Below are 17,275 nucleotides of genomic sequence, written 5' to 3'. Positions count from 1 at the left end.
AAAAATCAAACAGATTTATTTTGTTAATACATTCTAAAAAACCAATGGTTGATTACTTCTAAAGATATTACACATAAATATGGACTTGACTGTATTTTCCATAATTTTAATATGATTTCATCCTAAGTACATGAGATAATTACCTCTAACAGGCTAGTTATTTTTATCTAGCTCGTTACATTTTCTAATAGGCTAGACTTTTCAAACAAGCACGTTAGCTCTGTATTTTCCAAACTTAAAATTGACCTCCACTACTATCACTACCACCTTTAAAGTATTTTCTTTCTTCTTTATTAAATACTTGTTCTGGGTCCATATATGGCTTTAATTTATATTTTCCTTTTGATAAATTCAAACCATCTATTGCAATTCTATCTTGTGTAACGGCATGGGGTGTTAACTGTTCATATTCTTGTGGTCCAACTGATGTTATCAGTTTAAAACCTTCTTTTTCTGATAAATACTTAAATGCTGGAGAACCAATTTCTACTCTTGCTCCGAAAGGATAAATGAATAAATCAGTCTTACCTATAATCGGTTCTACTTCTTTCTTCCATCTCTTCGTATCTTGAACAATTTGATTATAACTACTATTTGTAAAGTTTATATGGCCATAAGAATGACTGCCAAATTGCCACCCGTCACGCTTCATGACTTTCACTATTTCTTTAGCGTCTTGCTTTCTTTCTTCATAGTCTTTACTGTCTAATTCATTTGTACGATAACCCAGTACGCCCTCGTAGCCTGTTAATGCAACAACACCTTTAGCGCCTTTATAAGAGAAATCTTTATGTTCTTTAACATACTCATTTAAAATTGGTACAATTGCTTCTTGTGAAGATTTAACGGTCTTCCCGTGATCATCTGTTGATTCTGAAATCACTTCTTTATTTTCATTTAATACGAGTCGATTAACATTACCATTTTTACGCATATAGTCGTAATAATTCATATCATCAATTGACAAAATTAAAGGTTTTTTTCCTTTTGGTAATTTTAACTCTTTCTTCTTAACTTTATCTCCTGAAAAATCATATGCATCATGAGGATCTATTAAAATATAATTATTCTTATGCAGTTCTTTAATGGCAGCTTCAAATTCATGTGTTGTTAACATCCAATCAAAATATCCTTTTGCTTGTTCTCCTGTAAACGCACGTTTAGGATAAGGTACATTAGGATGGACAAACAAGTGATGGATAACGCCATTATATGGTTCCAAACTTTTTTCATCTTCTTTATCTTGTTTAGCATCATATTTTTGCGAAACTTTATTTTCAGTAGCCTTCTTTGGTGCTTTATTCGTTTTCTGTTCATCTTGTTGACAACCGGAAAGTACTGTTACGATAACTATTAAATATATAATACTGTTTAGTATTTTTTTCAAGAAGTCCCCATCTCCTTTTTAAATATATTTATAGTTATAATACTAGCGTTATTTCCAATTAATGTAAAGTGAGGTAAATAATAATTTAATTATAAAATAATATAAAGATTAAAATATGTAGAAGATTATTGAATGCGTGGCATAGTATGGCAAGTTCAAAACGCTTAGTCAAAATATAAATTGCGCCAAATACTAAACCTAACCCACAATAAATTAAAAATTCCCCGACGTTTAAAGGTCCATGTATCAAGCCAAATAGAACACTAGACACTATATATCCAACTAATAAATGACCTCTAAAAATACCTTTCATAATAAGCATCCTAAAGATGAGCTCTTCAAAAATCGGTCCTAAAATTACGAAAATTATAATGGATATCATGATAGGTAAATATTTTAAATCTTGATAAACCTCTAATTGATTATGTGGCTGACCAATTATTAATGAAATTGACCAGTAAATAACAAGACCAATTAAAGTAGCACATAACATATATAACAAATATGTACGTTTAATTGGCTTTACTTCAAAAATATTTAATTTAAACTTTTCTATAAGATATAGTGACAACCCAAATAACACAACGCCTAAAAGCAATATCCATAAATTTTGAGCCAGACCAATAGAAGTGTACGCTCCAGTTAGCATGATAATGAGTAATATAGATTGCCAAAATACATATTTATATCTTTTTGTAGATATTGGATTCGTATCATTTAATACTCTGTTTAAGTTCATTTTATTCTTCCCCATTTTTAATAAAGCCATCCCTAATTTATATCAATTCTTTTATATTATTATACCAATAATCTTAGTTAAACACTTTTATTTCATAGGAATTTTTAAAATAAATGAAGATCCAATATTAATTTTACTTTCAACTTCTAAAACACCATCCATTTGATGTGCTAAATTTCGCGCAATATACAAACCTAACCCTGACCCGCCGGTAGTCTTGTTTCTAGATTCTTCAACTCTATACGTTCTATCAAAAATACGGTTTAAATGTTCGCTCGCTATACCCGTCCCATCGTCAGACACAGTTATAACAAGAATATTCCCCGCTTCTTGATTCACTTTTAACTCTATTCTTGAACCAAGGCCTGTAAATTTTATCGCATTATCAATAATATTCAATAAAATACATTCTAATGGAACCCGATATTGTTTAAAGGATTGCACCTCATCACATAAATTAACATCAATCGTTCTCGATTCGCACGCGGCTTGTTGTTCATAAGTTTGTAATATAGAAACGAACAACTTATCTATATAAATCGTTTCAAGTTCATAATTGTTCCTTGAAACAGTATTCAAACTCATAACACTCGTTAATTCATCAAACATAGTAGCTATTCTTTGCGATTGCTTAATTAATACATCGTAAGCTTTATTTTGCTCCTCTTCTGTTGAAATAACACCATCTTTGAGACCTTCCGCAATATGAGGTAATGCTTGCTAAAGGTGTTTTTAAATCATGTGATAAATTTTGTACCATTTCTGATTTTTCCTGTTGTTCATGCTTCACTTGTTCAATTTGTATTTCAATATTTCGTGCCATCGTATTAAATGAATGACTAAGTTCTCTCATCTCTTTCGGACTATCAATATTAAGTTCTGTTTCATTATAATGACCTTGGGCTACACGTTTTGTCTGCAAATTCATTAAACGAATCCGTCTGACGAGTGGATTAATAAATAAAATACAAATAGCCGTTGTTAAACAACTTGCGATAATAGCGCTTATAGTTAGTAACAACGTTGTATGAGCATCGAACCACATCCATTTATATGCAACCGTTAAGATGGCTGTCGTTAACACAATGCTACTTATAAATGCAATTAATATTTGAGTTCTGATTGTTAACATTTATTTCGCCCTCTCGAATTTATATCCCAATCCCCAAACTGTCGTAATAACATAATCGTGGAAATCTTGTCGTTCTAACTTTTCTCTAATTCTACGTATGTGTACATTCACTGTATTCGCATCTTCGTAATAGTCATATCCCCAAACTTTCTCTAATAATTCAGATTTAGAAATAACTGTTTTTTCACGTTCAGCTAAATACCATAATAAATCAAATTCTCTTACACGTAGTGGAATCTCTTCATCGTTTATTTTCAATACTTTCTCTTGCTTACATAATGTCATGGAATCGAATGTTAAATAATCTTGTTTATTAAATTTTCTACTACGATTTAATAAATTATGTGATCTTAAAATTAATTCTCTAGGACTGAAAGGTTTCTTTATATAGTCATCTGCCCCTAAAGTTAAAGCATAAATTGTGTCATTTTCTTGTGTCTTTGCTGTTAAATAAATAAATGGAATATCAAGACTTTGTTCTCTCATCTTCTTAACCACTTCATAGCCATTTACCTCAGGCATCATAATATCCAATATCATCAAGTCAATAGAATCATCTATTTGCTCAATTGCTTCTTGTCCATTGGTTCCTGTAATTACTTGGTGCCCTTCATATTCAAAATACGTTTTACAGATATCCAGAATATCTTGTTCATCGTCTACGATTAGTATTTTTGCCCTGTTGTCATCCTGCTTCCTTCTTATTAAACTTATTGATAAATGTTTTTACAGATGTTGAATTAATACATTCTTTATTAAGCGCAATAAATATAAATCCAGATAATTGTACAGGGTATGTAAAAATCATATCTGCTAGAATGTTATTAATCATAATAAATATACCAAATAGAGCTGCAGAATACTCTAGGAAACCTATGATGAGAGCCAAACCAATCATTATTTCACCAATAGGAATAATCCATTCCCAATAAGAAGTGTAAGGTTCAATAATAATTTTAAAGAAATGTTTATACCATTTTGGAGAGTCTTGATTCTGTGCAATGACTTTAGTAAGACCACCTAAACTGAAACCACCTGTTAACTTTTCATAACCTTGTCTTAAAATGTATATGCCACTTACAATGCGTATGATTAAAAATATAATTTGATATAATTTTTTCATGATGTTTTCTCCTTTATATAACATGATAGGGAAAAACGGTTTACCCGAATTCCCCTAATAGAAGTAATTTTTTATTTTAATTTGGCACTACCGAATGTTACATGCGCTTTATTACAATATATTGTTACTTCGTTATATTTTGAAACATCCATATCTTTTAAATCAAAAGTTTGTTCCATTTTGTCATAATCTACTTTATCAATTTGTATACCGTTCTCAACATCGCCATCTTTTGTTAAATAAACATGTAAGTCTGGACCTTTAGAAGATTTATAATCAGTAAGCATTAATTTATGATCTTTAATAGTTGCTTTACCTTCAACCATTTCACCATTCATAGACTTAAACATACCAGACATCATCATATCGTCTTTTTTCATATCTTTATCTTTCATGTCCATGTCTTTATCTTTCATCTCTTTGTCCTTCATATCCATGTCTTTGTCCATTTCTTTATCTTTCATTTCACTTTTTGTTTCCATTTTTTCGTCTTTTTTCATATCGTTATTACCACATGCACCTAATAAAATCGTAGTTGAAAATTTCATTTAACACATCTCCTTTTAATTTGATATGTTAATTGTATAAAGTACAACTCTATTAAACCATTAACTGTTTATTAACTACCATAAAGTAATTCTTAAATATTTATTTCATTAATTTCATTTGTTGCACTTCGACTTACGAGTACTTTTTTAGTCATGTTAATAAACAATCCTGTTTCTACAACTCCAACTATAGATTTAAGTGCATGATTTAACTGTTCAGGGTGATGAATTTCTGAAAAATCACAATCAAGAATATAATTTTGATTATCAGTAACAAAAATCTCTTCTTCTTTTTTTCTTAAAATTGCTTTACATCCTAACGACTCTATAGATTGCGCTGTAATTTTCCATCCAAATGGTATGACCTCTATCGGCAACTTAAACTTACCAAGTATTTTGACTACTTTTGATTCATCTACAATAACGATAAATTTCTTAGCTGCATCAGCAACTATTTTCTCCCTTAATAGCGCACCGCCGCCACCTTTAATCAATTGTAAATTCTCATCCACTTCATCTGCACCATCAATTGCGATATCTAAACTTCTTATTTCTGAAAAATCACTAAGAGGAATTTTAAATTTTTTAGCCCATTCTGCTGTTTTTTCAGATGTAGGTACACAAACAATATTTAATCCTTCTGTAACCCGCTCACCTAAATGTTTAATAGCATAATACATCGTAGACCCAGTACCTAGACCTACTTTCATATCATCTTCTATATATTGAATAGCCTCTATCGCTACACTTTCCTTTAACTCATCTTGATTCATTATGGACACCTCAATCTATATTTATATGTTTAAAATTCAACTTAACATCATTATAAATATACATAGTGCAAACATCCTAACGTATTGATTGAGAATACTTTGATATTTCATAAAAAATCACCCATAAAAATTAGAATTGAATCTAAATTTTATGGGTGACTATCATTTTATATTTATTTTGTAGGGTATCTATGTGAAAACATACAAATTATCATTTTGTATTTGAAGGTTCTTCATCTGTTCTTGGTAACGGGTAAAAACCGGCATTAAATTGTTTCCATAATGGTTCTGTTAATTCATGTTTGTCTGTTCTTTCAGGATCGAACATAGATACAATTTCATCTTCTTTGCCTTGTTTAATTTTGCTAATGAATTCGTAATCTAATAGCAATTCTCTACCTAAAGCGATAAGAGGTGCACCAGTTTCAAGAGCAGCGATAGCATCATCAGCTGTAAATATAGAGCCAATACCTATTAATGGTAAACGTCCATTTATCCAGTCTAACAATAATTTAACACGTTGTTCTCCTTTATATTCACCTTCTCTTGTTTCAGAGTGAATATCCATTAGAGATACGTGTAAATAATCTATCGGTTTTTCAGACAATGTTTTGACAAGTTGTTCAGTTAATTCCATAGAAATACCTGGAGATTCCACTTCTTCTGGAGAAAAGCGATAACCTACTATAAAATCTGGTGTAGCATGTTCATTTACGACTTTTGTTACTGCATCTACAACTGCTAGAGGGTAACGTAAATGTTCGCCCCACTCATCATCTCTTCTATTGTAGTAAGGAGAGAAGAATTGATGGATTAGATAGTGATTGGCACCATGAATTTCAACGCCATCAAATCCCGCTTCAATTGCGATACGTGTTGCTCTTGCAAATGATTCAATAGAATGTTCAATTTCTTCTACAGTTAAAGGTCTAGCTTTATGTGTCTCTTTTTGACCGAACCCTCTAACTTCTACTTCACTCGGTGCAGCAACGTCGCCATCAGGTGTTAAACCAGGTAGTGACATTGCACCGCCGTGATGAATTTGAATTAATGCTTTAGCACCATTTTTCTTCATAACTTCAGCTTGCTTAGATAATCCACTTATATCCGCTTCTTTAGAAACAGAAGCTTGTCCAGGAAATGCTTGACCAAGCGGTTCAACATAACTTGCTGCAGTCAAAGCAATCCCAACATCTTGAGATCGTTTTTCTATATATGGTAATTCAATATCAGAAATACTGCCATCATCATTAGAAGACACATGTGTTAAAGGCGCTAACACAAATCTATTTCTTAATACTACACCATTCGGTAATTTTAGTTCTTTAAATAAAGGTTCATATTTCGCATTCATTTTTTAAGTCCTCCTTATGAAATAACACTATAACATCATTATTTTAGAAGTTACTAATTTAATGCTTATAGCTATGGTAGGAATTTTATATATTGAAATTCCTTGTATAAAATTAACAATAATTATTATTAATTTTTGTATTCTGTATTTGTTTTTAATTACTTCTTTAAAGAAATACATTTTTATTTAATTGAACGATTTCATTCATAATTATTAACTTTTTGACTTACATTTATCACTAATGACATAAACCGTTCAAACTATTGAACACTATGAATCCTATTGATATGCTTATACCCAATTAGTAAGCGCTTACTAAAGATACAAGGAGGTGTTATAGTGAAGATTTTTGAACTTATTGATAAAAATACTTTTATTTTTGACGAAACAATTTCTTCTAAAAGTAAACTCTTTAATTCACTCACAGAAATATTAGATGAACACGGATATTTAAAGAACAGGAAAAAGTTTCTAAAAGATCTACTTAAACGAGAAAGTATAGTTTCTACGGGGATTGAAGATGGTTTCGGTATACCTCACGCCCAATCTAAATATATAAATAAACCTATTATTACTTTTGCAAAAACTTCTAAAATTAGTGATTACAAAGCATTAGATGATTCTGAAATTAACATAGTTTTTCTTATTGCATTACCAAAAATTGCACAAGCTTCACACTTAGATTTATTAAGTGAATTGGCTCGTCTTTTGATGAATCCAGATTTTCGACATGACATTAAAAATGCTGAACAAGCAGATGAAATTTTAGATATTTTATCTGTATAGGAGGAATATTATGAATATCATTGGAATTACAGCATGTCCTACAGGTATAGCCCACACTTATATGGCTGCTGAAAAATTGACTAATACTGCTGAAAACCTAGGTCATAATATAAAAATTGAAACACAAGGTTCAAAGACTGAAAATATTTTAACTGAAGATGATATAAATAACTCAGATTTAATTATTTTAGCAATAGATAAAGAAATAGATTTAAGCAGATTCTCTGGAAAAAAAGTCAAAAAGATTTCAACAGCACAAGCAATTAAAATGCCTAAAAACATCATAGAAGATGCTATAAATGATATCGATATGACAAATATTGAAAATAATGAAAGTAATACAAATAATAAATCAGGTATATATAATCACTTCATGAATGGCGTAAATTATATGCTCCCATTTGTAATTGCAGGTGGTATATTAATAGCCATCAGTTTTGCTTTTGGTATAAATTCTGCTGATCCTGATTCAGAATCATATAATAGATTTGCAGCTGCACTTTCTAAGATAGGTGGAGATACAGCATTCCAATTAATGGTTCCAGCTTTATCTGCTGGTATTGCTTCTTCAATAGCTGGCAGAGCAGGTTTTGCGCCTGGTTTGGTTGCAGGAACTCTTGCAACAGTTGATGGATCAGGATTTTTAGGGGGGATGATTAGCGGGTTAATGGCTGGTTATGTAACAAATATTTTAGCAAATAAAGTTAAAATACCAAAATCAGTATCTGCACTTTATCAATTAATAATTGTACCACTTTTTTCTATATTTATAGTGGGCATTGCAATGATTTTCCTAATCAATACTCCAATATCATGGCTACTAGATACACTGACTCACTGGTTAAATGGTTTAGGACAGTCATCTGGTATGTTATTCGGTTTATTAATTGGAGCTATGATGGCAGCAGATATGGGAGGGCCTATTAATAAATCGATTTCTACATTTTCTATAGGATTAATGTCAGCCGGTGTTAATGCGCCTATTGCTGCTTGTATGGTAGCTGGTATGACTCCTCCACTAGGTCTAGCTTTAGCGACACTTATTTTCAAAAATAAATTCACTAAAGAAGAAATAACATCTGGAAAATCTTGTTGGGTATTAGGTGCGTCATATATTACAGAAGGAGCGATACCTTTTGCCGTTGCAGATCCGCTTAGAGTCATCCCTAGTCTTATATTAGGCTCTGCAACTGCAGCGGCAATATCTATGAGTGGTGGTGTAACTTCTTTAGCTCCTCACGGAGGTATATGGATTTTATTTATTCCAAATGTAATTAATCATATATTTATATATATCATCGCCATCATTAGTGGAACAGTGGTTACAGCTTTGTCAGTTGGGTTACTAAAGAAAAAAATCACTTTTGAACAAAAAGAGAAATCAAATGAAATTATTAAAAATAAGGTGGAGTTATAATGTTATATAATATGAAAGATTTACTAAAAGTTGCAAATGAGCATAAATTTGCTGTTCCTGCGTTTAATATATCTAGTTTTGATATGCTTAAATCAATTATGGAAGAAGTTGAAAGGCTAGAGTGTCCTGTCATTCTAGAAATACATCCAGATGAAATTGAATATTTAGGAAATAATTTTGTGTCAATTGTAAGAGCTTATGCCCTTAATAGTAAAGTTCCAGTCGTTATTCATTTGGATCATGGTAGTACACTGTTCGATGTTACAAGGGCAATTAGAAACGGTTATACTTCAGTAATGATTGATGCTTCTACTCAATCTTTCGAAGATAATATTTCTATTACTAAACAAATAGTTGAGTTAGCACACAATGTAGATGTTTCAGTAGAAGCAGAACTAGGTACAATAGGAAATAATGCTTCTACTGAAGGTGGAACTGATGAAATTATATACACAGATCCTGATCAGGCAGATTATTTTGTTAAAGAAACCAACATTGACACATTAGCAGTAGCCATTGGTACATCACACGGGTTATATCCAAAAGGAAAGAAACCAGAATTAAATATAGAGTTACTTAAAGAAATAAATTCAAGATTATCTATTCCTATTGTATTACATGGTGGCTCTGGAAATCCTGATGAAGAAGTACGTGAATCTGTTCTTTATGGTGTGGGTAAAGTAAATTTAAGTTCTGATTTAAAAAGTGTCTTTTTTGAACAAGTTAGACAAACTTTAATTGATAATAAGAATATGTATGAACCTAATGAAGTTTACCCAGAAGCAAATAAAAAATTAAAAAAAGTAGTTGAATATAAAATGAATTTACTGAACACTATAGGTAAAGCAAAATTATATAAGTAATTTCTACAAAGGTGGTTAAATCCATGCTTAAAATAATAGAAGAACGTCAACAAATTATAATCAATCATTTAAAGATTGTTCAATTTTCAAGAATACAAGACTTGATAGAACTCGTAAAATACAGTGAAGCTACTGTTAAAAGAGATTTGATAGAATTGGAAAAAAAGGGTCTCGTTAGAAGGACACGTGGTGGAGCTATGATCATCGATAATCAAAAAATAGATTTGCCTTATTTAATGAAAATAATTAACTTTAATGAACAAGATAATAAACATAAATTAGCAGAGAAAGCAAAAGACCTTATTAATGACGATATGGTAATATTTATAGATTCAAGCACCACTACTTTACATTTAATTAAAATGTTAGCTAAGTTTGAAGGTTTACAAATTATTACGAATGGTGTTCTTACTGCTTCATTATTATCAGAGTTTACTGACGCTCATATTAATATTCTAGGTGGGACAGTTATAAAAAAAAGAAATACCATAAATGGTTCTAAAGCTTTTAATGATGCCTTAACTTATTATGCAGATATCTCTTTTGTATCATGCAGAGGATTTGATTTAAAAGAAGGAGCAACAGAAACTACAGAAGGAGAAGCATTGATTAAACAGGCCTTTAGAAGGAATTCTAAACACTTAGTGTTACTAGTAACTGATGAAAAATTCAACAATAAATATATTCATAAAAGCTTATCTTTACAAGATGTAGATACCATAATTACAGATTATAAACTAACTCAAGACTCTATTAACTTATTACAAAAAAATAATATTAAATGGCTACTTTAATTTCTATCAATCAGAGTAATTTCAATTTTGAAAATAGATAAATTATCATAAATATGTGATTTTAAATATATTTAGCTCTGTCATTTATTTTTAAATCGTTCTTTAAATTCTCTTTTTATATTTAATTATATATAAAAGTGTAAATTAATTTTGTATTTCCACTCTTTATGATATTATATTTCAATTAATAAAAGATTTGTATAGACACACCAATCCCCTCACTATTTCCTATAGTGAAGGGATTTTTAGTTTAGTATGTCAACTTATCATTTTACTAAAACTGTTTAGCCAAACAAAGTCTATACTCTGTTGACAGGATAATATATATCAAATAAAGCGATATATTTATGATTTTTCTTCAGACAGTTTATTATTAGCTCGTTTTTGCAATAGTACACCTAATAAACCAATGATAATTACTAATGCAATAACGCCAGCAATGCCTAAGAACTTAGTAATATATCCGACTACAATTCCTACTGCTAAGAAATCAGTATCTGAGAATGTTGTGGAAGCTGCTCCTAGATCTCCCATAAATGGTATGAATAGCAATGGTAAAAATGTAATTAAAATACCATTCAATGCTGATCCTGCAACTGCTCCTTTTACACCTCCTCTTGCGTTACCAAATACACCTGCTGTAGCTCCTAAGAAGAAATGTGGTACAACTCCTGGCAGTATAACTACTCCACCGATTAAGAACATAATAAGCATTCCGATTACACCAGTTATAAAACTAACGAAAAATCCTATCAACACTGCGTTTTGAGCATATGGAAATACGATAGGACAATCTAATGCTGGTTTAGTATTTGGCACTAATTTCTCTGATATACCTTTGAAAGCAGGTACAATTTCAGCCAAAATCAAACGTACACCTGTTAAGATAATAAATACACCTGCAGCAAAAGTTACACCTTGAATAACCGAGAAGACAATAAAGTTTTGACCATCACTTAGTTCAGCGTGTACATATTGTGGACCTGCAAATAGCGCTGCAATAATATATAAGACAATCATCGTTAATGAAATACTAATTGTACTTTCTCTAAGAAAACTTAAACCTTTTGGAAATTTAATATCTTCAGTTGATTTAGATTTCCCAGAAAATAATTTACCTATTTCTCCAGCTGCCCAGTAACTCACCGTTCCAAAGTGACCGATAGCGACTTGATCAGATTTAGTAATTTTTTTCATTGTAGATTGGCCAAGTGCTGGAAGTATTGCCATGATTAATCCTAATATAATAGAACCCATAACAACTGTTAAAGTACCTGTAATATTACCTACTGTTAATAATATTGCTAAAAATGCAGCCATATAAAATGTATGGTGACCTGTTAAGAAAATATATTTTAAGTTTGTGAACCTTGCTATAAGTATATTTACGACCATACCGAACATCATGATTAAAGCGGCTGTAGTCCCGTAATCTTTTAATGCTATAGATATAATCGCTTCATTATTTGGCACCACCCCTTGAACGCCAAATGCTTCTTGGAACATCTTACCGAATGGTTCTAATGATTGAGTTACAACGTCTGCCCCTGCACTTAATACTAAAAAGCCTAATATCGTTTTAATTGTTCCAGATGTAATATCTGCTCCTGATTTTTTCTGAACAATCAAACCTATGAACGCTATAAGCGCTACTAGAATAGCGGGCTGACTCAAAACATCTACAATAAATCCTAATATTGAATTCATAATGCCCTCACCCCTTTATAGTTAAATAATATTCATTTCAGTTAATTTTTCGCTTAATTTATTTTGTAACTCTTCTTTATCTAATATGTTATCTAATACAACAACTTCACCTAATCTTTGCGCGTTTTCTTCTAAATCCCTTCCGCATATAAATAAATCTGCCATATCAGGACTAGCTGTCATAATATCACTGTGCTCTACCTCTACATCTGATGGTGCTTGTAAATTTCTCAGAGCTTCTTGTGCATTCATTTCAACCATAAAACTACTTCCTAAACCGTGTCCACATACTACTAAAATTTTCATATTAATCATTCTCCTTAAATATATTTATTATTTCTTCAGAATTTTTTGCTTCTATTAATCTATTTATTCTTTTTTTATCACTTAGTTTAGTTGCTAATTGTCTTAAAATATCAAGATGAGCTTCATTATCAACAGCGCTCAAGACAAATATTAGTGATGCATAATGTCCGTCTTCAGAAAAATTAATGTGTTCGTCTAATTTCAATAGACTTAGACCTACTTTTTCAACATTGTTGCCCGGTCTTGAATGCGCAATAGCTACTTCAGGAGCTATAACAATATAAGGCCCCATTTCATGCACGCTATCTATCATAGACTCTACATATTTTTGAGTGAAATACCCTTCAGCTAACAAAGGTTTAGAAGCTAGTTGTATACTTTCTTCCCAACTGTTAACCTTCTGTCTTAAAAGGATATGTTCTTCCTTAATAAAATCTGTCACGTTTATATTTCCTCCTTACTATGACTAACAGAATGAATGAGCTCTATAATTTTTTCTTTATTTCCATTTAGTAGTTCTTTTCTTTTTTCTTCATCCATTATTAAATGACTAAGTTGCCCTAATGCATTTAAATGTATTTGCGCTTGACTAGTTGCTAAAATAATAATAATTTTAACTGGATCATATCTATCGTGACCAAAAGTAACACCATTTTTAAAATGCATTATAGACATACTTACAGGGACATTTACATTTTCAAAGTTCGAATGTAGTAACGCAATATTAGGTCCAATGACCATGTAAGGACCAAATTTATCTAAATGCTTTATAATGTCACCTGCATAAGCTGCATTTACATGCCCTTCATCTATTAATACTTTTACACTCTCTTTTATAGCGTCATCTCTACTTTTACCTATGATATTAGTTTGAATATGATTGAAAGGAAGTACATCTTCTAAAGTTGGACCTATAGTTTTATAGCTTGAAACGTACCTTTCCCTAAAGTCATTAATCAGTTGATTTAATCGCTCTCTATCTTCTCTGTTAAGAAAAGGAGATACTTCTATCGTCGGAACAGAAAAATCTTCGACAGGTACAGTAGACAGAATATAATCCACACCATGGGACTGTAGAATTTTTTCAGTAATCTCATAGATAGAAAAAGCGTCTAAAATTTCAAATTCAGGATAAATATTTTTTATACGACTTTTTAATAATTGTGAAGTGCCAACACCTGAACCACATAATAATATGACCTTAATTTGTGTTGTTTGTTCACTAGATAACCGTTCAATAGAAGAAGCAAAATGTAATACAAGATAAGCTACTTCATCATCGCTAAATTCTATATGAAAAGGATTCTCTAATACGTATATTTGTTGTTTTACCGCGTGAAATAATTCTTGATATTCATCAATGATTTCCTCTTTTAAAGGATTAGAATGTGCCATGTTAAATGTCATTCTATGAATTGCGGGTTGTAAATGTGTGATTAAACCAGTCATTAGCTTATGATTATGAATTAGGGGTATACCTATTTGTGCACTTACTTTTTGGATGAATAATTTTGAGATTTGAGTTATATTTTTGTGTTCTTGATACTCATGGTAAGAAGTAACACGAGCGCCTAATAAATGTAATGTAATAAAAGCTGCTTCACTTTTAGGAAACTTAATTGGGAATATTTCTTCTAATCGCTGAGTAATTTTGATCGCAATTTCAAATACATCAGTTTGTCTCAAACGTTCGTATTCTTCATCTGGTATTTCAAACATATACTGTTCCTTAGCCCGATGAATAGCTATTATTATGTGATATATCAATCCATCGATTCCTACTTGTACAAGATGAAAATCTTCTTCATTTAAAATATTGATTACAGTCCGTCTTATTTTTTCTAAATCTTCTTTAGAAAAGTTTTTCATACCGATGTGAGGCGTAGCTTTTCTAAAATACTCGCTTACGATATTTGCGTATGCTTCTCTCAAGTTTTTTTCATTACCTTCGATTATAAAACCTTTATTTTTCTTATATTCTAGAAGTAATGAATATTTACCTAGCCATTTCTGTACAGATTTCAAATCTTCTACTACTGTTCTTCTAGATACGTTTAAAATATCCGCGAATTTTTGAGAATTAATAGGTTTAGAAGATTCAAACAACCTCAATATAATTTGTTCTTTTCGTTCAATTTTAGAAAAATGTACATCCATTTCTACGTTAGACTCAGATAAAAAACTAGTTTCGTCTTGAGATGTAATTTTTACACCTAAACTCTTACTGCGTTCGATTTTAATTTTTAATTGGTCTGCAAAAGATTCAATATATTCCAAATCATATTGAATTGTGCGTTCTGAAACTTGGAATAAAGATGCTAATTCAGTAATCGTTATAAAATCTTTAACGGGTGATAAATGAGATACGATATTTCTTTGACGTTCACTCAACAATCAAATGACCTCCCTAGTTATATTGTAAGCGTTTACCGATACTTTTAGATGTGTAAACTTCTTCGTTTAATAATCCGAAACATTTCACATCAAAGCAAGTAAAAATATTAAACGTAATTTAGATATTTGTATTAAAACAACATAAAAAACAACTCATTTCACTGATTTAATCAACTAGAAATGAGTTGTTTTTTTATATAATTTAAGATTTTGTTTGTGCATGCTTGCCTAGGGTATGGTTCGAGCCTGTAGTCTCTCACTCATACTATTCCCTCAGGCGTCAGCACTTTACAAAATCGTTCTACATGAAATTTATATTTAACGTTGTTGAGTAAGATTTCTTACGCAATAGAACCCCCACTCTCTTATTAGATTAAATGTAATATTAACTTAAAAACGCCTTCTATTCTTCTTAAAATTAAAAAATAAAGCTGAGACACTAATAAATGTCCCAGCTTCAGCTTCTATTTATCGACCTTTATAAATTTCCACCATTTGTTTCAATAACATTTTTATACCAATTAAATGAGTCTTTTCTTGTTCTTTCGCCGCTTCCGTTCCCCTCATCATCTTTATCGACATATATGAAACCATAGCGTTTACTCATTTCGCTTGTAGACATTGATACTAAGTCAATTGGTCCCCAAGCTAGATATCCCATTAAGTCTACTCCGTCTATAACTGCTTTTTTCATTTCAGAAATGTGTTTCTCTAAATAGTCAATGCGATAAGTGTCATGAATACTTCCATCTTCTTCTACTTTATCTTTAGCTCCTAAGCCGTTTTCTACAATAAATAGTGGTTTGTGATATCTATCCCAGAATTCGTTTAATACGACTCTTATTCCTATTGGATCAATTTGCCAACCCCATTCTGATTCTTCTAAATATGGATTTTTCAAACTGTTCATCAAGTTACCTTCTGTTCTTATTCCTTCTTCAGTATTTGCTGAAAGTAATGACATGTAGTAACTAAATGAAATGTAGTCTACTGTATAATTTTTCAAGGTTTCTAAATCAGCTTCTTGAATATCTAATTCAATGTCATTTTCTTTCAAGAATTGTTTATAATAATTCGGATATTCTCCTAATGCATGTACATCTGTATATAATAGATTCATTTGATCATCTTGCATTGCTTTCAGTACATCTTCTGGGTTACATGTATATGGATAATGTTTCATACGAGCTAACATACAACCCATCTGTGCATCTGCGTCAATTTCACGTAATGCTTTAGTTGCTAGACTTGATGCTACAAGTTGATGATGTAATGCTTGGTATGACGCTGCTTTAGGGTTCTCTAATTGATCTGAAAGAATACCACCGCCAGTAAATGGTGAAATATTAATAATATTAATTTCATTAAATGTCATCCAATACTTTACTAACCCTTTATAACGCTTAAACACTGTTTTAGCATAATGTTCAAAATGTTCTATAACTTCTCTACCAATCCAGCCGTTATATTTTTCTGTTAAGCCATATGGTGTTTCATAATGACTTAACGTTACTACTGGTTCAATGTCGTATGATTTTAAAGTTTTAAATACATTTTCGTAAAATTTCAAACCCGCTTCGTTTGGTTCTGATTCATAACCTTTAGGGAATATGCGTGACCAATGTATAGACATTCTAAATGCTTTAAAGCCCATCTCAGCTAATAATTTAATATCTTCTTCATAATGATAGTAAAAATCAATTCCTTCTCTTTTCGGGAATCTACCTTCATACTCACCACTTAATACTTTTTGAATATGTTCAGTCGTAACTTCCATACTGTTATCTTTCGTTCTTTGTTCTTTTGGAATATATTCCACAAAGTCAGCTGATGATAAACCTTTATCGTCTACGTCAAAAGCACCCTCGATTTGGTTTGCTGCTGTCGCACCGCCCCATAAGAAACCGTCTTTAAATCCTGTATTTGTCTGCATGTTGATTTCCCTCCGAATA

At 31.1% G+C, this 17,275-nt stretch carries 16 protein-coding genes and 1 pseudogene; 4 read left to right on the top strand and 13 right to left on the bottom strand.

Annotation, left to right across the window (positions count from 1 at the left end; genetic code table 11):
* Window positions 1-235: 235 nt before the first annotated feature.
* The 8 genes and pseudogenes from LQ682_RS12860 to LQ682_RS12825 form a co-directional block, all read right to left on the bottom strand.
* Window positions 236-1,387 carry a polysaccharide deacetylase family protein gene (locus LQ682_RS12860; protein WP_147641145.1) on the bottom strand — a complete coding sequence of 384 codons (1,152 nt, stop codon included), beginning with the start codon at window positions 1,385-1,387 and terminating at the stop codon, window positions 236-238.
* Between the two features lie 85 nt (window positions 1,388-1,472).
* The gene (locus LQ682_RS12855) at window positions 1,473-2,126 is read right to left on the bottom strand and encodes a CPBP family intramembrane glutamic endopeptidase (protein WP_064204972.1); all 654 of its coding nucleotides are present in this window, start codon (window positions 2,124-2,126) and stop codon (window positions 1,473-1,475) included.
* A gap of 87 nt (window positions 2,127-2,213) precedes the next feature.
* Window positions 2,214-3,258 (bottom strand): annotated as a pseudogene (locus tag LQ682_RS12850) (sensor histidine kinase).
* Entirely contained in the window at window positions 3,259-3,930 is a 672-nt protein-coding gene (locus LQ682_RS12845; RefSeq protein ID WP_239704026.1) for a response regulator transcription factor, read from the bottom strand.
* Between the two features lie 13 nt (window positions 3,931-3,943).
* Entirely contained in the window at window positions 3,944-4,381 is a 438-nt protein-coding gene (locus LQ682_RS12840; RefSeq protein WP_017000656.1) for a DoxX family protein, read from the bottom strand.
* A gap of 71 nt (window positions 4,382-4,452) precedes the next feature.
* Window positions 4,453-4,929, bottom strand: a complete 477-nt coding sequence (locus tag LQ682_RS12835; RefSeq protein WP_239704008.1) for a DM13 domain-containing protein — start codon at window positions 4,927-4,929, stop codon at window positions 4,453-4,455.
* A 92-nt stretch (window positions 4,930-5,021) separates the two neighbouring features.
* Window positions 5,022-5,702, bottom strand: a complete 681-nt coding sequence (rpiA, locus tag LQ682_RS12830) for a ribose-5-phosphate isomerase RpiA (protein WP_239724513.1) — start codon at window positions 5,700-5,702, stop codon at window positions 5,022-5,024.
* 211 nt (window positions 5,703-5,913) lie between these two features.
* A complete protein-coding gene (locus LQ682_RS12825) occupies window positions 5,914-7,056 on the bottom strand; it encodes an NADH-dependent flavin oxidoreductase (RefSeq protein ID WP_064204966.1) in 1,143 nt (380 codons plus the stop codon).
* A gap of 339 nt (window positions 7,057-7,395) precedes the next feature.
* Between LQ682_RS12825 and LQ682_RS12820 the strand changes: the two genes are divergently transcribed.
* From LQ682_RS12820 to LQ682_RS12805, 4 genes are read left to right on the top strand one after another with little or no spacing between them, the layout of a single operon-like run.
* Window positions 7,396-7,842, top strand: a complete 447-nt coding sequence (locus LQ682_RS12820) for a PTS sugar transporter subunit IIA (RefSeq protein ID WP_064204965.1) — start codon at window positions 7,396-7,398, stop codon at window positions 7,840-7,842.
* A gap of 10 nt (window positions 7,843-7,852) precedes the next feature.
* Entirely contained in the window at window positions 7,853-9,259 is a 1,407-nt protein-coding gene (locus tag LQ682_RS12815; protein WP_218729440.1) for a PTS fructose transporter subunit IIC, read from the top strand.
* On the top strand, window positions 9,259-10,122 hold the full coding sequence (locus LQ682_RS12810) for a ketose-bisphosphate aldolase (RefSeq protein WP_239705536.1): 864 nt from the start codon (window positions 9,259-9,261) through the stop codon (window positions 10,120-10,122). Before LQ682_RS12815 ends, LQ682_RS12810 begins: the two co-directional genes overlap by 1 nt.
* Before the next feature lie 23 nt (window positions 10,123-10,145).
* Entirely contained in the window at window positions 10,146-10,916 is a 771-nt protein-coding gene (locus LQ682_RS12805) for a DeoR/GlpR family DNA-binding transcription regulator (RefSeq protein ID WP_239705537.1), read from the top strand.
* 345 nt (window positions 10,917-11,261) lie between these two features.
* Here LQ682_RS12805 and LQ682_RS12800 read toward each other — a convergent pair whose 3' ends face one another.
* From LQ682_RS12800 to LQ682_RS12780, 5 genes are all read right to left on the bottom strand, one after another.
* Entirely contained in the window at window positions 11,262-12,623 is a 1,362-nt protein-coding gene (locus LQ682_RS12800) for a PTS ascorbate transporter subunit IIC (RefSeq protein WP_218729438.1), read from the bottom strand.
* Between the two features lie 21 nt (window positions 12,624-12,644).
* Window positions 12,645-12,929, bottom strand: coding sequence for a PTS sugar transporter subunit IIB (locus LQ682_RS12795; protein WP_017001091.1), 285 nt, complete (start codon window positions 12,927-12,929; stop codon window positions 12,645-12,647).
* A gap of 1 nt (window position 12,930) precedes the next feature.
* Window positions 12,931-13,371, bottom strand: a complete 441-nt coding sequence (locus LQ682_RS12790; protein ID WP_017001092.1) for a PTS sugar transporter subunit IIA — start codon at window positions 13,369-13,371, stop codon at window positions 12,931-12,933.
* Window positions 13,372-13,373: 2 nt separating this feature from the next.
* The gene (locus tag LQ682_RS12785) at window positions 13,374-15,320 is read right to left on the bottom strand and encodes a BglG family transcription antiterminator (RefSeq protein ID WP_345772933.1); all 1,947 of its coding nucleotides are present in this window, start codon (window positions 15,318-15,320) and stop codon (window positions 13,374-13,376) included.
* Between the two features lie 481 nt (window positions 15,321-15,801).
* On the bottom strand, window positions 15,802-17,256 hold the full coding sequence (locus LQ682_RS12780) for a glycoside hydrolase family 1 protein (protein WP_239724512.1): 1,455 nt from the start codon (window positions 17,254-17,256) through the stop codon (window positions 15,802-15,804).
* Window positions 17,257-17,275: the final 19 nt, after the last annotated feature.

This window comes from Mammaliicoccus sp. A-M4 (assembly GCF_022386955.1).
Classification (GTDB): Bacteria; Bacillota; Bacilli; order Staphylococcales; family Staphylococcaceae; genus Mammaliicoccus; species Mammaliicoccus lentus.
Note: the sequence above shows the minus strand (reverse complement) of the source record. Positions and strands in the feature narration are given on the sequence as shown.